The following is a 22,508-nucleotide window of genomic DNA, read 5'->3' as shown; positions in this document are numbered from 1 at the left end:
CGCCGCGCAGGGTTTGAGCCCTGGTGCGCCACGGTTCATGCTGCCGCGGCGACATGACACCTCCCCCCAAGACGCCCCGAAGCGCAGCCGCACGTCCCGCCGTCAGGAGCCCGCGATGACCGACGCCCCGACCGACCCTCCCCCGCAGACCCGCCGCGACCTGCTCGCCCGGATCGGTCTCGCCGCTGGCGGCGCGGCGATGTACCAGGCGATGACCGCGCTCGGCGCCTCCGCCGAATCGACCTATACCGGCCCGATCCGCCTCGAAGGCGATGCCCGGAACGCGTCCGTCCTCGTCCTGGGTGCCGGCGTCGCCGGCCTCGTCGCCGCGATCGAACTGCGCAAGGCCGGTTACCGCGTGCAGGTGCTGGAATACCGGGAGAAAGCCGGCGGCCGCGCCTGGACGCTCCGCGGCGGCGACCGCTTCACCGAACTCGGCGGCGCGACGCAGGAGGTTCGCTTCGACGAGGGCCAGTACTTCAACCCGGGCCCCTGGCGCATTCCCTACAACCACCGCGGCATCCTGGACTACGCGCACCGCCTCAACGTGCCGCTGGAACCTTTCATCCAGGTCAACCACAACGCGCTGGTCCATGGCCGCAACGCCTTCGGCGGCCGCCCGAAGCGCTACCGCGAGATCATGGCGGACTATCACGGCGGCGTCGCCGAACTGCTCGCCAAGTCCACGCAGCAGGGGAAGTTGGACGGCCTGATCACGAAGGAAGACGGGGAGATCCTGATCGAATCCCTCCGCTCCTTCGGTGCCCTCGACCGCAACCTCGCCTACGCGAAGAACCTCCAGAGCTCTGACCGCCGCGGCTTCGAGAAGGACCCTGGCGGCGGCCTCTCCGCCCGCCCCGTGCCGTCCGAGCCGATGTCGCTGAAGGACGTGCTGTCCTCCCGCGCTTGGGCCTACCTCGCGAGCGGCGCGCTCACCGAGTTCCAGATGACGATGTTCCAGCCCGTCGGCGGCATGGACCAGATCGCGCTCGCCATGGCGCGGGAGGTGCAGGACGCCATCCGCTACAACACGAAGGTCGTCGGCATCCAGCAGGACGACCGCGGCGTCACCGTCGCCTACGAGGATACGGGCACGCCAGGGCAGGTGCAGCAGGCCCGCGCCGATTGGTGCGTCTGCACCCTGCCGCTGTCCATCCTGTCACAGCTCGAGGTGAACGTCAGCGCGCCGATGGCCAACGCCATCCAGGCTGTGCCCTACGCCGCCTCGGTGAAGGTCGGCCTGCAGATGAAGCGCCGCTTCTGGGAACAGGACGAGGCGATCTACGCCGGCATCTCCTACACCGACCTGCCGATCCGCATGATCCAGTACCCCGCCCATGGCTACGGCTCCCGCGGCAAGGGCGTGGTGCTCGGCGCCTACGCCTTCGGCCCCTATGCCTACGAGTTCACTGCCCTGGCGCCGGAGGAACGCGTCCGCCGTGCCGTCGAATGGGGTAGCCAACTCCACCCGCAATACAAGGACGAGTTCGAGACCGGCGTCGGCGTCGGCTGGCACCGCGTTCCCTGGTCGCTCGGCTGCAATGGCATCTGGACGGAGGCGACGCGGCGCGACCACTACGACAACCTCTGCGCGCTCGATAACCGCATCATCCTCGCGGGCGAGCACGCCTCCTACATCCCCGCCTGGCAGGAGGGCTCGGTGACCTCTGCCATCGATGCCGTCTCCCGCCTCCATCGCCGCGTGGTGTCCGCATGAAACGCCTCTCCCTCCTCGCTGCGTTCCTCGCGCTACCCGCCATCGCGCAGCAGCCGCAGACTCAGCAGCAGCCCGCCCAGGCCGGCGCGCCCGCCAACGCGCAGCAGCGCAACGACGGCGCGGCCTCCGACAGCCATGGCTTCGTCTCCGCGACGCGCTTCGGCCAGCGGGACGGCGCCTCGCTCTACGCCGCGACCTGCGCCGGCTGCCACATGCCGGACGGCCGCGGCGCCGCCGGCGCTGGCCGCTACCCCGCGCTCGCCGGCAACGAGAAACTGGAAAACGCGGCCTATCCGACCTCCATCGTGCTCAACGGCCTGCGCGGCATGCCGGGCTTCGCGACGCAGATGGACGACGCGCAGGTCGCGGCCGTCGTGAACTACGTCCGCACCAACCTCGGGAACCGCTACACGGCGGACCCCGCGACCCCCGACAGCGTGAAGGCGTTCCGCCAGTGATCCGTCCGCTTGCCCTGGCCCTCTCGCTCCTCGCGCTGCCCGCTGCGGCGCAGGACGTGATCCGGCACCGTACCCCCGGTTCCAACTTCCCCATCGCCATGGCGGTGGAGGTCCCCGCCGGCCGGACCCAGGTCCTCGTCAGCGGCATGGTGCCGCCCGTGGTGAACCGGGAGGCCGCCGCGAACTCGATTGCCGCCTTCGGCGACACGCGCATGCAGACGAAGGGCGTGCTCGACCGCATCGAGGCCGCCCTGCGCTCCATCGGCCTCGGCCTGGGCGACGTCGTCCGGATGCAGGTCTTCCTCGTCGGCGACCCCGACAAGGGCGGGCGGCTCGACTTCGAGGGCTTCATGGCCGCCTACGTCGAGCGCTACGGCACGCCGCAGCAGCCCAACCTGCCCGCGCGATCCGTCATGCAGGTCGCGGGCCTCGTGAATCCCGGCTGGCTCGTCGAGATAGAGGTGACGGCCGTTCGTCCCTGACCCCAGCCCCGATCAGACGCGGACGGGCAACCCGGTGCGCGCCGACTCCGTCGCCGCATCGGCCAGCAGCAGCGCGCGCAGCCCGTCCTCGCCCGTCGGTGCGGCGGGCGTCCCGTCCAGCACCGCCGCGATGAAGGCGTCCAGCTCCGCCTGATAGGCCGCGGCATATCGCTCCAGGAAGAACGGTAGGGCGGTATCGGTGCGGAACCCGCCGCTCCCCGCCGCCTCCACCGTCGTCGCCGTCGCATTTCCCGCGCGCAGCAGTCCGACCGACCCGTGCAGCTCGATCCGCTGGTCGTAGCCGTAGGTCGCGCGCCGCGAGTTCCCGATCTGGCAGATCGCGCCGCTCGCCGTCTTCAGCGTGATCGCGGCGGTGTCGTAGTCGCCCGCGCGGCCGATCTCCGGATCCACGAGCGACGATCCCACCGCATAGACCTTCGTCGGCTCCTCGCGCAGCAGGAAGCGCGCCATGTCCAGGTCGTGGATCGCCATGTCCCGGAAGATGCCGCCAGACTGCGCCGCATAGGTAGCCGGGGGAGGGGAGGGATCCCGCGACGTGATCGTCAGCATCTCCAGCGTCCCGATCTCCCCTTGCTCCAGCCGCCGTCGCAGCGACGCGAAGGACGGGTCGAAGCGTCGGTTGAACCCGACCATCAGCGGCACCCCGGCACGTCGCACGACCTCCAGGCAGTCGCGCACCCGCGTCGCGTCCAAATCCACCGGCTTCTCGCAGAACACGGCCTGGCCCGCCGTCGCGGCGCGCTCGATGTAGCCGGCATGGGTCGGCGTCGGCGAGCAGATCAGGACCGCCTTCGCACCGAACGCATCGTCGAGGGAGATGACCTCCGACCCGAGCGCCTGCGCGACGCCGGCAGCGGCGCGTGCATCAGGGTCCGTCACGCCGACGAGCCGCGCCCGCGGATGCAGCGCGACGTTGCGCGCGTGGATGCGGCCGATCCGACCGGCCCCGATGACCGCGATGTCGAGCAACGCGCCGCTCCCCTTCATCCTCGCACCAACCCGGCACCGGGCCATGGCGAATTGACACACGCCTAACCCGGCCCAACAGTCGCGTCGAGTGAACCGCCGCGCGACACGCAACGATGCGGGGGGAGGAGCGCCATGGCGTCACGCGCATACCACGCCGGCGACGCACGCCGTTGACCACGATCCGCCTCACCGCAGCGCAGGCCCTGGCCCGCTACCTCGCCGCGCAGCGCAACGCGGAGGGTCAGCCGCTCTTTGCCGGCGTCTGGGCCATCTTCGGCCACGGCAACGTTGCCGCCCTCGGCGAGGCGCTGCACGCCGTCCGCGACCGGCTGCCCACCTTCCGCGCGCACAACGAACAGGCGATGGCTCATGCCGCCATCGCCTTCGCCAAGGCCATAAACCGCCGCCGCATGATGGCCTGCACGACCTCGATCGGGCCGGGCGCCACGAACATGGTCACCGCCGCCGCCGTCGCGCACGTCAACCGCCTGCCCGTCCTGCTGCTTCCTGGAGACGTCTTCGCCGATCGCCGCCCCGACCCCGTCCTGCAGCAGATCGAGGACTTCCACGACGCGACGGTGAGCGCCAACGACTGCTTCCGCCCGGTCTCCCGCTACTTCGACCGCATCACCCGCGCGGAGCAGATGCTCGTGGCACTCCCCCGTGCGATGGCCGTGCTGACCGACCCCGCTTCCTGCGGCCCGGCGACCTTGGCCCTCTGCCAGGACGTGCAGGCCGAGGCGTTCGATTGGCCCGAGGCATTTTTCGCGGGCCGCCGCTGGGCCACGCGCCGGCCGCGCCCCGATGCGAGTGAGCTCGACGCCGCAGCCCGGCTCCTCCGCGATGCGCGACGCCCCCTGATCGTCGCAGGCGGCGGCGTTCACTACGCCGAGGCGCAGGGCGCCCTCGGCCGCCTCGCCGAAGAACACGGTATTCCCGTCACGGAAACGCAGGCCGGTAAGTCGTCCCTGGAGCACGCGCATCCGCTGAACCTCGGCGCCATCGGCGTGACCGGCACCGCCGCCGCCAATGCGCTGGCGGAGGAGGCCGACGTCATCCTCGCCGTCGGAACGCGCCTGCAGGATTTCACGACCGGCTCGCGCGCCCTTCTCCGCGGCCGGACCATCAGCCTGAACGTGCAGCCCTTCGATGCCGGGAAGCACGGCGCATTGCCGCTCGTCTCCGACGCGCGGGAGGGGCTCGAAGCCCTGACCCACGCCCTCGCCGGCCATACGGCGCCGCCAAACTGGACCCGCCGCGCGCGGGACGCGCGCGAGGCCTGGATCGCCACGGCCGCAACCTACACCGCCCCCACCGACGCGCGCCCGAGCGACGCCCAGGTCATCGGCGCCGTCCAGCGGGCGAGCGACGCACGCACGATCGTCGTCGGCGCTGCCGGCGGCCTCCCCGGCGAGCTCCACAAGCTCTGGCAGGCCGGCGACCCCGGCTCCTATCACCTGGAATACGGCTACTCCTGCATGGGCTATGAGATCCCCGGCGGCCTCGGCGTGAAGATGGCCCGCCCCGACGCGCAGGTCGTCGTGATGGTCGGCGACGGCTCCTACCTCATGATGAACTCGGAGATCGCGACCTCCGTCGCCATGGGCTGCCCGCTCACGATCGTCCTCGTGGACAACCGGGGCTTCGGCTGCATCAACCGCCTCCAGGCCGCGACGGGCGGAGCGCCCTTCAACAACCTTCTTCCCGACATCCATCCACCCGTGGACTTCCGCGCCCACGCGGGATCCCTCGGCGCCATCGCCGAGCGTGCCGCCACGCTGCGCGACCTGGAAGACGCCGTCCGCCGTGCGCGCACCGCGGACCGCACGACCGTCATCGTCGTCGAGACCGACCCCGCCCTCTCCACCGAGGCGGGCGGACACTGGTGGGACGTCGGCATCCCCGAGGTGTCGGACCGGCAGCCCGTGCGCGACGCCCGCGCCCGATACGAAGCTGCCCGGACGAAACAGACCCTCGCATGATCCGCCTCGGCACCAACCCCATCGCCTGGTCGAACGATGACCTGCGTACCCTCGGCGGCGACACGCCGCTGGAGACCTGCCTGCGCGAGGCGAAGCAGGCCGGCTTCGAGGGCATCGAGCTCGGCCACAAGTTTCCCCGTACCGCACCCGAACTGCGCGCCGTGCTCGACGTCCACGGCCTCGCCCTCGTCTCCGGCTGGTACTCGGCGGAACTCCTGGCCCGCGACGCGCGCGCCGAAATCGAGGCCATCCGCGACCATCTCGCCCTCCTTCGCGACGGAGGCGCGAAGGTCCTGATCTTCGCCGAGACCTCCAACGCCATTCACGGCCATCGGTCCGCGCCTCTCGCGCGTCGCCCATGCCTCGAAGCAGGGGATTGGAAGCGGTTCGGCGCGCGCATGACGGACGTCGCGACTCACGTCGCCGAGCACGGCCTGACCCTCGCCTACCACCACCACATGGGCACGGTCGTGGAATCCGCCGACGACATCGGGCGCCTGATGGACAGCACCGGCGACGCCGTCCACCTGTTGCTCGACACGGGTCACGCGACCTTCGGCGGCGCCGACCCCGTGGCGCTCGCCCGCGCCTATCGCCCGCGCATCGCGCATGTCCATGCGAAGGATGTCCGCCCCGACGTCATGGCGCGGGTTCACGCCGATGGCCTCTCCTTCCTCGACGCCGTGGTCGAGGGTGTGTTCACCGTCCCCGGCGACGGCTGCGTGGACTTCGCCGCGGTGCTTCGTGAACTCCCCGGCTACGACGGTTGGCTCGTCATCGAGGCCGAGCAGGACCCCGCCAAGGCAAACCCGCTGCGCTACGCCTCGATCGGGCGCGAGAACCTGGTCCGCTTCGCACAGGAGGCCGGCCTGCTGCCGTGATCGGCTTCGGGAGGGGCGTTCCTGCCGCCGCGAGGGGCGCGCGGATGGGTTCCGCATCTGGCGGCGCGAAAGCTGGAACCGCGCTCGGCACAGGCAATGGCGGATGCAACACCGAAGCCTTTGTCGGCGAAAGCGGTTCTTCAGTCGCTCCCGGACCTCCGCCGGACGACTGAGCATCGATCCGCACGTATTGGGAGATGAGGCGCGGGCGATCCGGCCATCCGTGAGGGCACGGCGGCTCCGTCCAGGCACCGCGGCCTCATGCGACCGTCGGAATGTGGTCCACGACGCCCTGTGCGGCGCAAAGCGCGGCTTCGATTGCCGGAATAGTCCACCCGGCGCTGGCCCTTGCCACCGCCTGAGGCCGGACCGGGCACTCGGGCATGGTTCAAGTCGCTGCCATCGCGAACCGCGACGCCGTCGCCCGCCCCGGCCGGTACGGAAGCACAAGCTGCATCGGTCCTTCGCGGAACAGCCGTTCGTCCATCCGCCGCAAGGCGGGCGACACGCGGGGCCGGAATCCCATCACGCCGATGACGTCTGCGTCCAGGTCCGCTCCGGGCGCGACCTCCACGACCTCCGGTCCCTCTGCGCCGAGCCGGAACACCGCCCGCTCCGTCACGTAGAGCACCGTTTGCCCCCTTTCCCGCGCGTAGCGGCCGGAGAACGTCACCTGCTCCACCCGCTGCACCGCCTTGGGTGCCGCGCCCGCCGTCAGCGTGCCGCCGAAGATGCAGGTCGACGCGCCCTGCGAGATGTTGATGAACCCGCCGGGCCCCACGATCCGCCCGCCGAAGCGGGATACGTTCACGTTTCCCTCCGCGTCGAACTCCGCGAAGGACAGGAAGGCCAGGTCCAGCCCGCCGCCGTCGTAGAAGTCGAACTGGTAGGGCTGGTCGATCTGCGCGTCCGGCGAGAAGGCCGCGCCCGCTTCGTTCCCGCTCGCGGGCGCCCCGCCGATATTCCCCTGCTCGTTCGTCAGGCAGATCCGCCGCAGGACCCCCTCTTCCGCCGCGACGTTGGCGATTCCGGTCGAGATCCCCGATCCGAGGTTGCAGATCGCGCCCTCGAACAACTCCATCGCCCCGCGCCGCGCCACCACGCGCCGGGGCCCGGCAGGCAGCCGCGGCACGTCCTCCAGTGCCACGCGCACATGCCCGGAATAGGCTGGCGAATCCTGCGTCTCGAAGGTTTGCCACTGGTCCGGATCCACCACGACGGCGTCCACCAGGATGCCCGGAACCTTCACCATCTTCGGATGGACGGACCCGCGCGGAACGATGCGCTTCACCTGCGCCACGACGATCCCGCCGCAGCGCCGCGCCGCCTGCGCGATGCTCGTCATCTCCAGCGTGACGGCCTCGTGCTCCATCGTCACGTTGCCGTCCTCGTCCGCGGCAGAGCCGCGCACGAAGGCCACGTCCACCGGGAAGGGCTTGTAGAACAGCATCTCTTCGCCCCGGAACGACACGACCTCAACCAAGTTCTCGGTGGCACGACGGCTCTGCCGCCCACCTTCCAGCCGCGGATCCACGAAAGTGTGCAGCCCCGTCTTCGTCAACAACCCCGGCCGGCCCGCCGCCATCTCCCGCATCAACTGGGACATGGCGCCCTGCGGCAGGGTGTAGGCCTCGATCTCCTCGTCCAGCGCGAGGCGCGCGATCCCCGGCGAGTTCACGAAAGTCCCGGAGACCACGCGCTTCAGCAGCCCCATCCGCGCCAAGTGCCCTGCCCCGCGCGTCTTCCCGTCTCCCAGGCCCACCGGATGCACCGCCGTGATCCCCCGCGGAGCGCCGCTCGCCTCGAAGCGCTCCCCGACCGCGCGCAGCAGTAGATCCGGCACCGCGTGCCCGCCGCCCGAGCCGCCGATCAGCAGCGTGTCGCCGTCACGCAGCAGCCCCGCGGCCTCGGACGCGCTGATGACGCGCATGGCTTGCCTCCCTTACGCCCGCCCCGGCACGGTGAACGACCCCGGGAAGTGGCAGGCCACGTGCCGTCCCGGCGCCATCTCCGCCAGTGGCGGCGTCTCCTCGCAGCGCGGCTGCGCCAAGGGGCAGCGCGTCCGGAAAGCGCATCCCACCGGCAGATTCAGCGTCGAAGGCGGCTCCCCGCCGAGCACCACGCGCTCCCGCCCCGGTTCCGGCACCGCGCTCGTCAGCGCGACGGTGTAGGGATGCAGCGGCCGCGCGAACAACTCCCGCGCCGGCCCCTCCTCCACGATCCGCCCGAGATACATCACCGCCACGCGGTCGCAGAAAGCCCGCACGACCGCCAAGTCATGCGCGATGAACAGGTAGGACAGCCCCAGCCGTTCCCGCAGGTCCAGCATGAGGTTCAGCACCTGCGCCTGCACGTTCACGTCCAGCGCCGAGACCGGTTCGTCGGCCACGACCAGCGCCGGCTCCAGCGCCAGGGCCCGCGCGATGGACACGCGCTGCCGCTGCCCGCCGGAGAACTCGTGCGGGAAGCGCGCCGCCCATCCCGGCTTCAGCCCTACCGTCGCCATCAGGTCCAGCACGCGCCGGTCCGCTTCCCGACGCGACGCGACGCGCCCATGCGCCATCAGCGGTTCCGCCAGGGTGTCCGCCACGCGCATCCTCGGGTTGAGCGACGCGTAGGGATCCTGGAACACCATCTGGATCCGCGGCCGTATCGGCCGCATCTCCGCCGCCGTCGCCGCGGTGATGTCGCGCCCCTCGAAGCGGATCGTCCCTGCCGTCGGCGCGTGCAGACGCGTCACGAGGCGCGCGAGGGTGGACTTCCCGCAGCCGCTCTCCCCCACGATCCCCAGGCTCTCCCCGCGCGCGAGGCGCAGGTCCACGCCGTTCACCGCGTGCACGACGGCGCGCGGTCCGAAGAAGCCCTGCCGCGCCCCGGGGAAGTGCTTCACCAGCCCCTCGGCCTCGAGAAGCGGCGGCGCGTCACGGTCCACCACCGTCGCCGCCACCGTCGCGGCCACGGGCGGCGGTGGCAGCGACCGCCCATCCGCCGTCACCCAGCACCGGGCACGCCGCCCCGGCGCCACCTCCATCAACGGCGGATGCTCCACGTCGCACTTCGCGATCTTGAAGGGACAGCGTGGCGAGAAGCGGCATCCCGGCGGCGGATTCAGCGCATCGGGCGGCGCCCCCTCGATGCTCGTCATCCGCGCGCCCGCCGGCGAATCCAGCCGTGGCACCGCGTTCACCAGTGCCCAGGCGTAGGGATGCCGCGGATCCTCCAGGACCGCCCGCGTCTCCGCCTCCTCGACCACCTCCCCCCCATACATCACTGCGACGCGCCGGCAGACCGTCCCGATCACGCCGAGGTCGTGGGAGATGAGGATGACCGCCGTCCCGAACTCCTCGTTCAGCCCACGGAGCAGGTCGAGGATCTGCGCCTGGATCGTCACGTCCAGCGCCGTCGTCGGCTCATCGGCGATGAGCAGCGCCGGGTCGTTCGCGACGCCGATCGCGAGCATCACGCGCTGCCGCATCCCGCCGGAGAACTGGTGCGGGAAGGACGCCGCCGCCCGTTCCGGCGCCGACACGCCCATGCGCCGCAGCAGGTCCACCGCCCGCCGCCGCGCCGCCGGCGGCGTCTGCCGCCCGTGCGACACCATGTGCTCGCTCACCTGGCGCAGGATGCGGATGACGGGGTTCAGCCCGGTCATCGGATCCTGGAACACCATCGCGGCCTGGTCGCCGCGCCAGTCCCGCAACTCCGACGCGCGCATCGTCAGCACGTCGCGCCCCTGGAAGCGCACGGCCCCGCCGATGATCCGCGCCGGTTCCTCCAACAGGCGCATGAGGGACAGCGCCGTCACGCTCTTGCCGCTGCCACTCTCCCCGACGATGCCGAGCGTCTCGCCCGGCCCGACGGAGAAGGACACCCCGTCCACCGCCCGCACCGCGCCCGCATCCGTCAGGAAGACGGTGCGGAGGTCCTCGACCTCCAGCACGGGCAGGTCCGCCCGCGCCGCCGCATCTCGCGCCGGCAAGGTCCCGTCCATCACCGGTTCCGGCCCTTCGGGTCGAGCCAGTCGCGCAGCCCGTCCCCGCAGAAGTTGAACCCCACCACCACCGTCAGGATGGCCAGCCCGGGGAAGGCCGCGACCCACCACTGCTCCACCAGTTCCCGCCCTTCCGCGACCATGGACCCCCATTCCGGCGTCGGCGGCACGACGCCGAGGCCGAGGAAGGACAGTCCGGCGAAGGTCAGGATCGCATTCCCCAAATCCAGCGTGATCAGCACGGCGAGCGGACCCAGCGTATTCGGCAGGATGTGCCGTCCCAGGATGCGGGATGGCTTCAGCCCGACCACCGTCGCGGCCTCCACGTATTCCTGGCTGCGCTGCACCAGCGTCAGCGCCCGCGCCAGCCGCGCGAATTTCGGCCACCACACCACGAGCATGGCGATGATCGTGTTCGTCGTCCCGATCCCCAGCGCCGCGGCGATCGCCAGCGCCAGGATGATCGGCGGGAAGCACAGCACGAGGTCGGTGAAGCGCATCAGCGCCTCGTCCACGAAGCCCCGCGCCCAGGCTGCGACCAACCCCACCGTGACCCCCACGGCCGCCCCCAGCAGCACCACCGTGAAGCCCGCCGTCAGCGACAGCCGGGCGCCGTGCAGGAGCCGCGAGAACACGTCGCGCCCCAGCACGTCCGTCCCGAGCCAATGCGAGGCGGACGGTGCCGCGAGCCGGTTCGTGATGTCCTGCGTCTCCGGCGCATAGGGCGCGATCACCGGCGCCAGCAGCGCGACGAGGATCCAGGCAACCACCACGGCCCCGCCGACCCAGGCCGGCCCGTAACGCCTGAGACGCCGCACCCAGCGCGGCCGCGCCCGCGGCATGACCACGGGCGCCGGTTGCAGGACCGCGCTGGAGACGTCGCTCATCGGCGCACCCGCGGATCGAGCGCCGCGTAGGACAGGTCCACCAGCAGGTTCACCAGCAGGTAGGTCGCGGAGACGACGAGCGTGATCCCCATGATCGCCGGGAAGTCGAGCGCCGCCGCGCTGCGGAAGGTGTAGCGGCCCAGGCCCGGCCAGGCGAAGACCGTCTCCGTCATCACGGCACCCGCGAGCAGGTTCGCGTAGGCCAACCCACCGAGCGTCACCACGGGCACCAGCGCGTTCGGCAGCGCGTGCCGCAGAACGATCACGCGTTCCCGCAACCCCTTGGCCCTCGACACCCGCACGTAATCCTGCCCCAGGCTGTCGAGCATCGCGGCCCGCGTCGTGCGTGTGATCAGCCCGATCGTCGCCGCCGCCAGCACGACCGAGGGCAGCACGAGGTGCGCCGCCGCGTCCCAAAAGGTCTCCCAATCACCCGCGACCACGCTGTCGATCAGCAGCAACCCCGTCCCGCCTTCCGGCGGGAATGCGATGGGGTCTAGACGCCCCGGCCCCGGCGCCCATTCCAGCCATCCGTAGAAGATTGCCAGGACGATGAAGGCCAGCCAGAAGGTCGGGGCGGACACGCCGAGCAGCGACACGGCCCGCGCGAGCGAGTCCACCGGCCCGTCCCGCCACACCGCCGCCGCGATGCCGAGCGGGATGCCCACCACGAGGGTGAGCAGGAAGGACACGGTTGCCAGTTCGATCGTGGCCGGCGCGTACTGCACGATGTCGTCCAGCACCGGCCGCCGCGTCGCGATGGAGATGCCGAGGTCCCCGCGCACCAGGCCCTGCAGGAAGACCCAATACCGTTCCCACAACGGCAGATCGAGGCCCCACTTCGCCCGCCACTCCGCCACCGTCACGGGATTGCTCGCCGCGATGTCGCCGAGCTGCGCCAGCACCGGATCGCCCGGCACGAAGGCCGAGATGAGGAACACGACGAGACTCGCCAGCACCGCCATGGCGACGGCCGCCAGAAGTCGCGTGGCGATGTATCGCGGCACGCGGACGACCCTCCTCCGGCGGACAGGGGTAACCAGCCGGTTGCGCGCAGTCTGCCCCCGGGCCGATGATGGCTTCAAGACAGGGGAGGGGGCCGATGTCCCAGGTGATGGAAGGACGCGTCCGCCTCGCGGTCGCGGACGGTGTGGCCGAGCTCGTCCTTGACAGGCCGGCCAAGCACAACGCCGTGACCCCCGCGATGGCGCGCAGCATCGCGGACCACGCCCGCGCACTCGATGCAGACGACGCCGTCCGTGCCATCCTCCTGCGCGGAGAAGGCGACCGCGCCTTCTGCGCCGGCAGCGACCTCAATGCGCTGGCCGCCTATCCCTCCGCCTGGCATTTCCGCAACCGCATCGAATACGCCGCCGCCATCCGCGGCATCCGCAAGCCCGTCGTCGCGGCCTTGCAGGGCTGGACCCTCGGCGGCGGCGCCGAACTCGCCCTCTCCGCCGACCTGCGCGTGGCGGCCGACACGACCCGCATCGGCTTCCCCGAGGTTCAGCGCGGCTGGGTCGGTGGCGGTGGCGCCTCGCAACTCCTCCCGCGGCTTATCGGCGCGGGGCGCGCCGCGAAGCTCCTGATGCTCGGTGATCCCATCGACGCCGGGGAAGCCCAGCGCCTCGGCCTCGTCGAGGAGGTGGTGCCCGATTCCATGCTCATCCCCCGCGCCCGCGAACTCGCCGCCCGCCTCGCCGCCCTCTCCCCCATCGCCGTGCAATCCGTGAAGGCCGCGATGCGCATGGCCATGGAAGCCCCGCTCTCCGCCGGCCTGACCTATGAGAACGAGATGAACGTCCTCTGCTTCTCCGCCGGCGACCACCTGGAAGGCATCCGGGCCTTCAACGAGAAGCGCAGCGCGGAGTTCGCGCGATGACCCGCCTGCGCGTCTTCCTCTCCCACGGCGAGGAAACCTTCCCCGGCTACTTCGGCGACCGCGCCCTCTCGGCCTTGCAGCAGCATGCCGACGTCGTCCGCAACACCACGGGACGCGACCTCCGCGACGAGGAACTGGCCGAAGCGGCGCGCGGCTGCCACGCCATCATCGCCTACCGCGGCTCCCCCGGAACGGCCGCGACCTTCGCCAACGCCCCCGACCTCATCGCCTTCCACCGCTGCGCCGTGGACATCAGCACCGTGGATGTCGCCGCCGCATCCTCCCACGGCATCCTCGTCACCCGCGCCACGCCCGGCTTCATCGACTCCGTCGCCGAACTCGGCATCGCGATGATCGTGGACCTCGCCCGCGGCATCACGCGCAGCGCCGAGGCCTATCACCGCGGCGACATCCCGCCGCCCCGCACCGGCATGCAACTCTCCGCCTCATCCCTCGGCATCATCGGCTACGGCCGCATCGCCCGTCGCCTTGCACACATCGCACGCGCCTGCGGCATGACGGTCCGGGCCTACGACCCCTACACCCCCGTCGAGGACGAGGGCGTCACCGCCGCCGGCTTCCGCGAGGCCCTCTCCGCCGACTTCGTCGTCTGCCTCGCCATTTCCTCCCCAGAAACCGCGAACCTGATGGACGCCGCGGCCTTCTCCGCCATGCGCAAGGGCGCCTTCTTCCTGAACCTCTCCCGCGGCGAACTCGTGGACGAGGCCGCGCTGGAAGCCGCGCTCGACTCCGGCCACCTCGCCGGCGCCGCGATGGACGTGGGGCGCGCCCCGGACCAGATGCCCACCCCCCGCCTGGCCTCCCGCCCCGACGTCATCGCCACGCCCCACCTCGCCGGCCTCACGCCCCAGGCCGCCGAGCACCAGGCCATGGACACGGTCGCCCAGGTCGCTGACCTCGCCGCAGGACGCGTGCCGGAGCATGCGGTGAACCTGGAGCAGGCACACCGGCTTTCGCGGTTGCGCTGAGCGGCCCCGGAGGAAGGTCTTTGCCCTCCCTCCGGGGCCACCAGCACAGAGGCTAGGCCGGTGTCGCCTTCCCCAGGTCCAGCTGCCACCCGGCGGCCGTCAGCGGGAACTCCTTCACCGCGTTCCGTACCGCGATCTGGTAGATCGGCTGGAACAGGATGAAGTGGTGCGCGACGTCCAGCACGCCGCGCTGCCATTCGACCCACAACTGCGCCGCGCGTTCCAGGTCCTGTTCCTCGGATGCGCGCTTCACGAGGTCGGTCATCGCCGGCGGCACCGTCCACCCCACGCGCCGCGCAACGCGCTCCACGACGGCGCTGGCCCAGAGGTCGTTCGAAACTGCTGGTGGGTTCCAGAAGGTCAGCAGGCCGCCCTTCATCTGCCCCGTCGTGTAGACGGTGCGCAGGTTCACCTGGTCCATCGGATTCAGCCGCACGCGGATGCCGATGCGGGCGAGGTCCGACTGCAACTTCTGCCCGAGCACCTGGTAGGAGATGCCCGCGACCGCCGCTTGCCCGTAGGCGATCTCCATCTCGAACCCGTCCGCAAGGCCCGCCGATTGCAGCAACTGCCGAGCCTTGTTCAGGTCCTGCCTGTAGCCGATCTCCCGCGCGATCTGTTCCGTGCTGCCGTTGACGCCGATCGGCAGGAAATGCGCGGGCCGCATGGCCACGCCGCCCAGAAGGCTGTTGACGATGCCGTCATAGTCGATGGCATGGCCGATCGCCTGCCGCGCTTCCTTCTTCGCCAGCGCCGGGTTCGCAGCGGGATTCTCGGTCACGGCCATGTACACGAAGTCCAGGCTCGGCAGCCGGTCCAGCCGGACATTCGCCTCGCTCCGCAGCGTCGCCAGTTGCTCCGGGATCAGGTTGAAGGCCGCTGCAATGTCGCCGCGCCGCACCGCCAGCAACTGCGCCGCGGAATCCGACAGGTGCCGGATCACCACGCGCTGGAACGCCGGCTGCCCGCGCCAGTGGTTGGGATTGCGCTCCAGCAGGATCTGCCCGTTCCGCTCCCAGCGGATCAGGCGGTACGGCCCCGTCCCCGCCGAGTTCCCGTTCAGCCAGTCCGTCGCCTTGTCCGCATCCTTCGCCTCGATCCCCTGCACGCCGCCATGCTGCGTCAACACCGCCTTCTCCAGCACCGAGCATCCGGGGTTGCAGAGGATCGGCAGGATCGGCGCGTTCGGCGCGTTCATGATGAAGTCCACCGTGTTCGCGTCCACGATCTCCACGCGGTCCACGGCCTTGATGTACTGCTGCGTCTGCTCCTTCATGTTGATGAGGCGGTCGAAGGAGAACTTCACGTCCTCCGCCGTCATCGTCGCGCCCGAGGCGAAGCGTACGCCCTGCCGCAGCGTGAACCGCCACCCATCGCCGCCCGGCCGCCGCGCCCAGGCGGTCGCCAGGGACGGCTTCGGGTTGACCAGGTCGTCCTTGTCCAGCGTCAGCAGCGAATCGTAGCAGGCCGCAAGCGTCATCGGCGGCGTGTACTGGGCCTGCCGCACCGGATCGAAGGTGATGCTGTCGCTGATGTCCACCCCGATCACCAGGGTGCCGCTGCGCGCGGCCTGCGCCAGGGCCTGCCCGCCGGGCAAGGTCGGCAGCACCGCCGCCGAGGCGCCGAGAAGCCGCCCCAGGTCGCGCCGGGTGATGTTCACGATCGTCATGCCGTCTCCTCCCGCCCGGCCTTGGGGCCGGTTCGTTGCGGGGGGACGCTACGCTGCGTCCACCCTGCCGGGAAAGCGGCGGTTTTCCACCCTTCCCATCACGCGGGACGCGCCAGGGCCTTGCGATGCACCATCATGTCGTTCTCGCCGCGTTGCACCGTCTCTCCCCGCCCGTTCCGCAGGTCGAAGGCGACGGTCACGATCCCGCGGTCCGCCCGGCTCGTCTCCCGCTTCGATACCACCCGGATCGCCGCGGAGATCCGGTCGCCGGCGAAGATCGGTCCCGCGAAGGTCCAGCGCCAGTTCAGCGACACCACCGCCGCCACGCGCACCCGCGCCCGGTTCTTTAACCCGTCCGCCAGCGCCAGCCCGAGCAGCCCATGCGCCACCTTCGCCGGATACCCGAGCGACCGTGCGTAATCATCATCCACGTGCAGGTCGTAGAAATCCCCCGAAAGTCCCGCAAAGGCCAGGATATGGGCGTCCGTCACGGTGATCCCGCCCGTCTCCCACTCCATCCCCACCGCGATGTCGTCCCAGTGCAGGCGGTCATCTTCCATCACAGCCGCCCGATATGCAGTCCGCCATCCACGTGGAACGCATCCCCCGTCGAGAACGGCAACTCGCCGGACGCCAGCAGCGCGACCGTCCGCCCCACATCCTCCGCCTCCCCCCAGCGCCGCACTGGCGACAGCCCGCTCGCGATCCGCTGCTCATAGGCCGCGGCGACCGGCGCCGTCATGTCCGTCCTGATCACTCCGGGACGGACCTCGTGCACCGCGATCCCGTGCTCCGCCAGCCGCAGCGCGAAGACCCGCGCAACCATCGTCACCGCCGCCTTCGACGCCGCGTATTCCCCCCGCTCCGGCGAGGCCAGCACCGCATTGGCAGAGGACACGAACACGATGCTGCGCGTCCCCCGCGGCGGCGCCCCATCCGCCACCATCCGCCGCGCCACGGCCTGCGACAGGAAGAACCCGCCCCGCACGTTCACCCCGAAGGCCCGGTCCCAGGATTCCGGCGAGACCTCCAACAAGTCTCCCCGCCGCATGGCCCCGACCCCCGCATTGTTCACGAGGCACTCCAGACCCCCCAAGGCATCCCAGGCCGACTCCACCAGCCCCGGATGTGCCGAGAGGTCCGACACGTCCGTCGCGAAGAACGCGAAGCGCCCGCCTGACTCCTCCACCGCGCGGCGCGTCTCCTCCGCCCCGTCGTCGCCGATGTCCGCCCCGACCACATCGAAGCCCCGCCCCGCCAGCGCCGCGCAAGCCGCCCGCCCGATCCCGCGCCGTGCACCCGTCACCAGTGCAACCGGACGCGCGCTCATGCCGGCATCGGTCATGACAACAACGCTCGGGCCATGATCATCCGCTGCACCTGGTTCGTCCCCTCGTAGATCTGCGTGATCTTCGCGTCGCGATACAGCCGCTCCACCCGCACGCCGCGGATGTACCCGGACCCGCCATGCACCTGCACCGCATCCGCCGTCCGCGCCACCGCGGCATCCGAGGCAAAGCACTTCGCCATGCTCGCCTCCAGCGTCGCCCGCATGCCGGAATCCAATACCCGCGCAGCGTGGTGCACCATCAGCCGCGCCGCGTGCAGGTCCTTCGCCGTGTCCGCGATCATCCACTGCACCGCCTGGAACTCGGCTATGGCCTTGCCGAACTGCCGCCGTCCCTTCGCATAGGCGACCGAATCCTCCAGCGCCGCCTGCAGGATGCCCACCGCCAGCGCCGCGATCCCGATCCGCCCCTTGTCGAGCACGGACATCATCAGGTGGAAGCCGCGCCCCTCCGGCCCCAGCAGCGCGTCCCCTGGCAGCCGCACCCCCTCGAAGCGCAGCCCGCCCACGGGCGACGCCCGCTGCCCCATCTTGTGTTCCTTGCGTTCCCGCACGACGCCCGGCCGCTCCAGATCCACCAGCAGGATGGACATCCCCCGATGCCCCGAAGCGGGATCGGTCCGCGCCAGCACCGCCGCGAAATCCGCGACCGGCGCGTTGTGGATCCACAGTTTCGCGCCATCCAGGACCCAGCCATCGCCGTCCCGCCGCGCTGTCGTCCTCAGCCCCGCCAAGTCCGACCCCGCCTCCGCCTCGGTCAGCGCGTAGGCCGGCCGCCGCTCGGCCCGCAGCATCGGCCGCAGGTAAGCCTCGCGCTGCGAAACATTCCCATGGTCCGACAGCAACGTCCCCAACAGCTCCACCAGCCCGACCTGATCCGCGACGGACGCGTATCCGCGCGACAACTCCTCCATAACCAGCGCGTAGGACAGCGCATCGGCGCCGGCACCGCCGAACTCCTCCGGCACCGTGATCCCGAACAGCCCCGCCGCAGCCAGCGCCCGGTAGAGCTCCGCCGGATACCGCTCGCTCTCGTCGAGCTCCGCCGCGACCGGCGCCACTTCCGCATCCGAGAAACGTCGCGCCGCGTCGCGCAGCGCGACATGCACGTCGGACAGCCCGACCTCGCCCATCCCGTTTCCCCCGCCCGTCTCGCAGCGTCGCGCCGGCCGGGAAGGGGGTCAACCCGCCAGGCCTTCGATCGGTGTCGCGGTCTCGCGCAAGTCCCGGCAGTCCCTTCGGATCGGGCCCCGCCCGGGGCGCCCCGGAGCCGGGAGTTTTGCCGCCGGCCCCGGCCGGGTGACGCGACCGCCCGCGGATCAGGCGCGTCGGCTGCTGCGCGATGCCGTCCTGCCTTCCGAGCGGGCTGGCTGGCCAAGGCCTGGATCGGCGCGAGGGTGGCGCGCCGCACGTCCCTCTCCAGTCACCCCCGCCCGACAACGGGCTTGCATCCGGTCCCATGAATATGCAACCGGTTATATCCGAGGCGAAAGGGAGCAGTGGCCGATGGAGCGTTCCTTCGCGAAGGAAGTCGCCCTGCTGCGCAAGGGCGCCGGCGAGGTCGTGGAGACCGAGGGCATCCTTGCGATCGCCAAGGCCCTGCTGCAATCCGGCGTCTCCTACGTCACGGGCTACCAGGGCGCCCCCGTCTCCCACCTGATGGACGTCTTCGCCGACGCGAAGCCGCTTCTAGACGAGCTCGGCGTCCACTACGCGCCCGCCGCCAACGAGGCCGGCGCCGCCTCCATGCTCGCCGCCTCCATCAACTACCCCGTGCGCGGCGCCGCGGTCTGGAAGTCCACCGTCGGCACGAACGTCGCCTCCGACGCCCTGTCCAACTTGGCCTCCGCCGGCGTGAAGGGCGGCGTCGTCATGGTGGTCGGCGAGGATTACGGGGAGGGTGCCTCGATCATCCAGGAACGCACCCATGCCTTCTGCACCAAATCTTCCATGTGGCTCCTCGATCCGCGCCCCGACCACCCGCGCCTCGTGGACCTCATCGAGAAGGCCTTCCAGCTCTCGGAAGTCTCGAACACCCCCGTCATGGCGGAAGTCCGCATCCGCGCCTGCCACCTGCGCGGTCGCTTCACGGCGAAGGACAACATCCAGCCCGCAATTTCCACGAAGGACCCGCTGACGCGCCCCGACTTCGACTACGGCCGCATCTGCCTTCCCCCCAGCACCTACCTGCAGGAGCAGGACAAGGTGAACCGCCGCTTCCCCGCGGCCCGCGCCTTCATCCGCGACCACGCGCTGAACGACCACCTGCCCGGCGACCTCGACGAGGTCGGCATCATCGTCCAGGGCGGCCACACCAACACGCTGCTTCGCGCCCTCTCGCGCCTCGACCTCGCCGACGCCTTCGGCAACACCCGGATCCCCGTCCTCGCCCTCAACGTCTGCTACCCGCTGGTGCCTGAGGAGGTGACCGCCTTCTGCGCCGGCAAGCGCGCCGTCCTGATCGTCGAGGAAGGCAACCCCGCCTACATCGAGGAATCCATCGCCGCCGCGCTGCGTGAGGCCGACCTGAACACGAAGGTCATCGGCAAGAAGGTCCTCCCCCTCGCCGGCGAATACACGAACGAGACCGTCCTGCGCGGTCTCGCCAGGTTCCTCGAAGGCACGTCCCCGCGCGGCGTGGACACCACCGCCGTCGCGCGCATCGTCGCCGCGGCGGAGCAGCCCGCCGAACGCTCCCGCCAGCTGATCGGCGCGCCGCTCCCGCAGCGCCCGCCCGGCTTCTGCACCGGCTGCCCGGAACGCCCCGTCTTCGCCGCGATGAAACTCGTCCAGAAGCAGGTCGGGGAGGTCCACGTCGCCGCCGATATCGGCTGCCATTCCTTCGCGACGCTGCCGCCCTTCAACATGGGCAGCTCCATCCTCGGCTACGGCCTCGGCCTGTCCTCGGCCGCCGCCGTCAGCGGCCTCTTCGGGGACAAGCGGACCATCACGGTGATGGGCGACGGTGGCTTCTGGCACAACGGCCTGTCCACCGGCGTCACCGCGGCCCTCCAGAACAAGACCGACGGCGTCCTCGTCGTCATGGACAACGGCTACACCAGCGCCACGGGACAGCAGCACATCCTGTCCACGAAGGCTGGCCCCGCCGACCGTCCCCACCTGTCCATCGAGGACGCGCTGCGCGCCCTTGGCGTCACCTGGATCAAGACCCAGGGCACCTACCGCGTGAAGGACATGGTGCGCACGCTGCACTCCGCGCTGACGACGAAGCAGCCCGGCCTCAAGGTCATTATCGCGCAGCAGGAATGCCAGCTCGCCCGCCAGCGCCGGATCAAGCCGATGATCGCGCGCGACCTGAAGGCGGGGAAGCGCGTGATCCGCACCCGCTACGGCGTGGACGCCATGACGTGCACCGGCGACCACTCCTGCATCCGCCTCTCCGGCTGCCCGTCCCTCACGATCAAGGAGAATCCCGACCCGCTGCGCCGCGACCCCGTCGCGCACGTCAACCAGGACTGCGTGGGCTGCGGCCTCTGCGGTGAGGTCGCGGACGCCGCGCAGCTCTGCCCTTCCTTCTATCGCGCCGACATCATCCAGAACCCGAGGCCGCGCGACCTCTGGCTCGCGCGCATCCGGAACGCCGTCATCACCCGCCTGCAAGCCTGGGCCGAACGTCGGCGGCCCGCGACCGCTGCCATGGTCCCCGCCGAATGACGACGCGCCCCATCTCGATCCTCATCTCCGCCATGGGCGGCGAGGGCGGCGGCGTCCTCACCGACTGGATCGTCTCGGCGGCCCAGCGCGCCGACCTCCCGGTGCAGGGCACCTCCATTCCCGGCGTAGCCCAGCGCACCGGCGCCACGACCTATTACGTCGAGGTCTGGCCCGAAACGCACACGTCCCTGGCGGGGCGGACCCCGGTCTTCGCCCTCGGTCCGGGCCCGGGTGACGTGGACGTCGTCATCGCCACCGAACTCGTCGAAGCGGGCCGCTGCTGTGAGCGCGGCTTCGTCTCACCCGACCGCACCACCCTCATCGCCGCGACCCGCCGCGTCTTCGCGACCTCCGAGAAGTCCGCGATGTCCGACGGCCGCTTCGACGCCGAACGCGTGATGCGCACGATCCGCGAGATGCCGCGCCGCGCCGTCCTCTTCGACCCGGAACGCCTACCCCCCGCCGCCCGCAACACGTCCCTCAACGCCCTGTCCCTCGGCGTCCTCGCCGCCAGCCTCACGCTCCCCATCCCGCACGACGCCTACCGCGACGCCATCCGCGCCGGCGTCGCGCCGGAGGCCAATCTCCGCGGCTTCGAGGCCGGCCTGGCCCTCGCCGACGCCCCGCCCCCCGCCGCGAACGAGGACGCGCCGCCCCCCGCACGCGGCCTCCCGGCCATGCTCCGCGACGCCGCCCTCACCCTCCCGCCCGAGGTCCTCGCCGTTGCGGAAATAGCGCTCCCCCGCCTCGCCGATTTTCAGTCGGAAGCCTACGCCGCCCTCTACCTCGACCGCCTGAAGTCCGTCCTGGCGGCCGACCCCGCGCGATCCATGACAGGGGGCGGCATCCACCGCCTCTCCGCCGAGGTCGCCCGCCACCTCGCCCTCTGGATGGCCTATGAGGACGTGGTGCGCGTCGCCCAACTGAAGTCGAGCCGCGAACGCTTCGCCGAGGTCCGCGCCGAAGTCCGCGCCAAGCCCGGCGAACCCGTCCGCATCACCGAATTCCTGAAGCCCGGCGCCGACGAGATCGCCGCCCTCCTCCCGCCGTCTCTCGGCCGCCGCCTCCGCGCCTGGGGCGAGCGCCGCGAAGCCCGCGGCGCCCAGAACGCGTCCCTCCGCCTCCCCAGCACGACGATCACCGGCTTTCTCACGATGTTCGCGCTGGCCCGCCTTCGCCGCTTCCGCCCGCTCGGGCTCCGCTACACCGAGGAGCAGGAGGCTATCGAATCCTGGCTCGCCCGCATCCGCAGCACGGCCAAGTCCGGCGACCATGCCCTCGCCGTCGAAATCACCGCCTGCGCCACGCTGCTCAAGGGCTACGGCGAGACGCAGCGCCGTGGCCGCGCCGGCTTCGCGATGGTCATGTCCGTCGCCGACGCGCAGACCTCCGGCGACCCGACCGCCGCCGGCCGCGTCGCCCGCGCCCGCGAAGCCGCGCTGGCCGATCCGGAGCACAAGACGCTCCGCGCCACCCTCGACGCCATCGCCGCGGAAGCGCAACGCCCCGCCTTGGCGCAGGCCGCCGAATAGCCGACGATCACGACGATCCCGGGAG

Annotated in this window: 18 protein-coding genes; 9 read left to right on the top strand and 9 right to left on the bottom strand. The window is 71.1% G+C overall.

Annotation, left to right across the window (positions count from 1 at the left end; all coding sequences use genetic code 11):
* The first annotated feature begins 115 nt into the window (after positions 1–115).
* The 3 genes from ACE7GA_RS05810 to ACE7GA_RS05800 are packed head-to-tail and all read left to right on the top strand — an operon-like array spanning position 116 to position 2,657.
* Positions 116–1,717: an NAD(P)/FAD-dependent oxidoreductase gene (locus tag ACE7GA_RS05810; protein WP_376096948.1), complete on the top strand. Its 1,602-nt coding sequence runs from the start codon at positions 116–118 to the stop codon at positions 1,715–1,717.
* Entirely contained in the window at positions 1,714–2,175 is a 462-nt protein-coding gene (locus ACE7GA_RS05805) for a c-type cytochrome (protein WP_376096945.1), read from the top strand. The genes ACE7GA_RS05810 and ACE7GA_RS05805 overlap by 4 nt, the downstream gene beginning before the upstream one ends.
* A complete protein-coding gene (locus tag ACE7GA_RS05800) occupies positions 2,172–2,657 on the top strand; it encodes a RidA family protein (protein ID WP_376096942.1) in 486 nt (161 codons plus the stop codon). Before ACE7GA_RS05805 ends, ACE7GA_RS05800 begins: the two co-directional genes overlap by 4 nt.
* A 12-nt stretch (positions 2,658–2,669) precedes the next feature.
* Here ACE7GA_RS05800 and iolG read toward each other — a convergent pair whose 3' ends face one another.
* Positions 2,670–3,665 carry an inositol 2-dehydrogenase gene (iolG, locus tag ACE7GA_RS05795; protein ID WP_376096939.1) on the bottom strand — a complete coding sequence of 332 codons (996 nt, stop codon included), beginning with the start codon at positions 3,663–3,665 and terminating at the stop codon, positions 2,670–2,672.
* Between the two features lie 152 nt (positions 3,666–3,817).
* Between iolG and iolD the strand changes: the two genes are divergently transcribed.
* Both iolD and iolE read left to right on the top strand, forming a co-directional pair.
* Positions 3,818–5,629 carry a 3D-(3,5/4)-trihydroxycyclohexane-1,2-dione acylhydrolase (decyclizing) gene (gene iolD, locus ACE7GA_RS05790; protein WP_376096936.1) on the top strand — a complete coding sequence of 604 codons (1,812 nt, stop codon included), beginning with the start codon at positions 3,818–3,820 and terminating at the stop codon, positions 5,627–5,629.
* Positions 5,626–6,510 (top strand): myo-inosose-2 dehydratase, encoded by an 885-nt coding sequence (gene iolE / locus ACE7GA_RS05785; RefSeq protein WP_376096933.1) that lies wholly within the window; start codon positions 5,626–5,628, stop codon positions 6,508–6,510. The genes iolD and iolE overlap by 4 nt, the downstream gene beginning before the upstream one ends.
* A 388-nt stretch (positions 6,511–6,898) precedes the next feature.
* On the opposite strand, the gene ACE7GA_RS05780 is transcribed toward iolE, so the two are convergent.
* Genes ACE7GA_RS05780 through ACE7GA_RS05765 form a run of 4 tightly spaced genes read right to left on the bottom strand, consistent with a single transcriptional unit; the run spans position 6,899 to position 12,395 of the window.
* A complete protein-coding gene (locus ACE7GA_RS05780) occupies positions 6,899–8,440 on the bottom strand; it encodes an acyl CoA:acetate/3-ketoacid CoA transferase (protein ID WP_376096930.1) in 1,542 nt (513 codons plus the stop codon).
* Positions 8,441–8,452: 12 nt separating this feature from the next.
* On the bottom strand, positions 8,453–10,501 hold the full coding sequence (locus ACE7GA_RS05775; protein WP_376096927.1) for a dipeptide ABC transporter ATP-binding protein: 2,049 nt from the start codon (positions 10,499–10,501) through the stop codon (positions 8,453–8,455).
* Complete coding sequence (locus ACE7GA_RS05770; RefSeq protein ID WP_376096924.1) at positions 10,501–11,388, bottom strand: ABC transporter permease; 888 nt, start codon at positions 11,386–11,388, stop codon at positions 10,501–10,503. Before ACE7GA_RS05770 ends, ACE7GA_RS05775 begins: the two co-directional genes overlap by 1 nt.
* Positions 11,385–12,395, bottom strand: a complete 1,011-nt coding sequence (locus tag ACE7GA_RS05765; RefSeq protein WP_376096921.1) for an ABC transporter permease — start codon at positions 12,393–12,395, stop codon at positions 11,385–11,387. The genes ACE7GA_RS05770 and ACE7GA_RS05765 overlap by 4 nt, the downstream gene beginning before the upstream one ends.
* Before the next feature lie 107 nt (positions 12,396–12,502).
* Here ACE7GA_RS05765 and ACE7GA_RS05760 point away from each other — a divergent pair, with 107 nt between their 5' ends.
* A complete protein-coding gene (locus ACE7GA_RS05760; protein WP_376096918.1) occupies positions 12,503–13,270 on the top strand; it encodes an enoyl-CoA hydratase/isomerase family protein in 768 nt (255 codons plus the stop codon).
* Entirely contained in the window at positions 13,267–14,259 is a 993-nt protein-coding gene (locus tag ACE7GA_RS05755; RefSeq protein ID WP_376096915.1) for an NAD(P)-dependent oxidoreductase, read from the top strand. Before ACE7GA_RS05760 ends, ACE7GA_RS05755 begins: the two co-directional genes overlap by 4 nt.
* 52 nt (positions 14,260–14,311) lie before the next feature.
* Here ACE7GA_RS05755 and ACE7GA_RS05750 read toward each other — a convergent pair whose 3' ends face one another.
* The 4 genes from ACE7GA_RS05750 to ACE7GA_RS05735 all read right to left on the bottom strand — a co-directional run bounded on the left by ACE7GA_RS05750 (position 14,312) and on the right by ACE7GA_RS05735 (position 18,409).
* Positions 14,312–15,928: an ABC transporter substrate-binding protein gene (locus tag ACE7GA_RS05750; RefSeq protein WP_376096912.1), complete on the bottom strand. Its 1,617-nt coding sequence runs from the start codon at positions 15,926–15,928 to the stop codon at positions 14,312–14,314.
* Positions 15,929–16,026: 98 nt separating this feature from the next.
* Entirely contained in the window at positions 16,027–16,488 is a 462-nt protein-coding gene (locus ACE7GA_RS05745) for a MaoC family dehydratase (RefSeq protein WP_376096909.1), read from the bottom strand.
* On the bottom strand, positions 16,488–17,258 hold the full coding sequence (locus ACE7GA_RS05740) for a 3-ketoacyl-ACP reductase (protein ID WP_376096906.1): 771 nt from the start codon (positions 17,256–17,258) through the stop codon (positions 16,488–16,490). The genes ACE7GA_RS05745 and ACE7GA_RS05740 overlap by 1 nt, the downstream gene beginning before the upstream one ends.
* Positions 17,259–17,269: 11 nt before the next feature.
* Complete coding sequence (locus ACE7GA_RS05735; RefSeq protein WP_376096903.1) at positions 17,270–18,409, bottom strand: acyl-CoA dehydrogenase family protein; 1,140 nt, start codon at positions 18,407–18,409, stop codon at positions 17,270–17,272.
* A 373-nt stretch (positions 18,410–18,782) separates the two neighbouring features.
* On the opposite strand from ACE7GA_RS05735, the gene ACE7GA_RS05730 reads away from it, so the two are divergent.
* Positions 18,783–20,951: a thiamine pyrophosphate-dependent enzyme gene (locus ACE7GA_RS05730; protein ID WP_376096900.1), complete on the top strand. Its 2,169-nt coding sequence runs from the start codon at positions 18,783–18,785 to the stop codon at positions 20,949–20,951.
* Complete coding sequence (locus tag ACE7GA_RS05725) at positions 20,948–22,483, top strand: indolepyruvate oxidoreductase subunit beta family protein (RefSeq protein ID WP_376096897.1); 1,536 nt, start codon at positions 20,948–20,950, stop codon at positions 22,481–22,483. The genes ACE7GA_RS05730 and ACE7GA_RS05725 overlap by 4 nt, the downstream gene beginning before the upstream one ends.
* Positions 22,484–22,508 lie beyond the last annotated feature (25 nt).

The organism is Roseomonas sp. CCTCC AB2023176 (genome assembly GCF_042259275.1).
GTDB lineage: Bacteria > Pseudomonadota > Alphaproteobacteria > Acetobacterales > Acetobacteraceae > Roseomonas.
This window is presented reverse-complemented; position numbering and strand designations above follow the sequence as displayed.

What these genes read in the sequence shown, in the direction of transcription:
- ACE7GA_RS05810 (WP_376096948.1), top strand. Translation starts at nt 116, where the DNA reads ATGACCGACGCCCCGACCGACCCTCCCCCGCAGACCCGCCGCGACCTG.
- ACE7GA_RS05805 (WP_376096945.1), top strand. Translation starts at nt 1,714, where the DNA reads ATGAAACGCCTCTCCCTCCTCGCTGCGTTCCTCGCGCTACCCGCCATC.
- iolG (WP_376096939.1), bottom strand. Translation starts at nt 3,665, where the DNA reads ATGAAGGGGAGCGGCGCGTTGCTCGACATCGCGGTCATCGGGGCCGGT.
- iolE (WP_376096933.1), top strand. Translation starts at nt 5,626, where the DNA reads ATGATCCGCCTCGGCACCAACCCCATCGCCTGGTCGAACGATGACCTG.
- ACE7GA_RS05780 (WP_376096930.1), bottom strand. Translation starts at nt 8,440, where the DNA reads ATGCGCGTCATCAGCGCGTCCGAGGCCGCGGGGCTGCTGCGTGACGGC.
- ACE7GA_RS05775 (WP_376096927.1), bottom strand. Translation starts at nt 10,501, where the DNA reads ATGGACGGGACCTTGCCGGCGCGAGATGCGGCGGCGCGGGCGGACCTG.
- ACE7GA_RS05770 (WP_376096924.1), bottom strand. Translation starts at nt 11,388, where the DNA reads ATGAGCGACGTCTCCAGCGCGGTCCTGCAACCGGCGCCCGTGGTCATG.
- ACE7GA_RS05760 (WP_376096918.1), top strand. Translation starts at nt 12,503, where the DNA reads ATGGAAGGACGCGTCCGCCTCGCGGTCGCGGACGGTGTGGCCGAGCTC.
- ACE7GA_RS05755 (WP_376096915.1), top strand. Translation starts at nt 13,267, where the DNA reads ATGACCCGCCTGCGCGTCTTCCTCTCCCACGGCGAGGAAACCTTCCCC.
- ACE7GA_RS05750 (WP_376096912.1), bottom strand. Translation starts at nt 15,928, where the DNA reads ATGACGATCGTGAACATCACCCGGCGCGACCTGGGGCGGCTTCTCGGC.
- ACE7GA_RS05745 (WP_376096909.1), bottom strand. Translation starts at nt 16,488, where the DNA reads ATGGAAGATGACCGCCTGCACTGGGACGACATCGCGGTGGGGATGGAG.
- ACE7GA_RS05740 (WP_376096906.1), bottom strand. Translation starts at nt 17,258, where the DNA reads ATGAGCGCGCGTCCGGTTGCACTGGTGACGGGTGCACGGCGCGGGATC.
- ACE7GA_RS05735 (WP_376096903.1), bottom strand. Translation starts at nt 18,409, where the DNA reads ATGGGCGAGGTCGGGCTGTCCGACGTGCATGTCGCGCTGCGCGACGCG.
- ACE7GA_RS05730 (WP_376096900.1), top strand. Translation starts at nt 18,783, where the DNA reads ATGGAGCGTTCCTTCGCGAAGGAAGTCGCCCTGCTGCGCAAGGGCGCC.
- ACE7GA_RS05725 (WP_376096897.1), top strand. Translation starts at nt 20,948, where the DNA reads ATGACGACGCGCCCCATCTCGATCCTCATCTCCGCCATGGGCGGCGAG.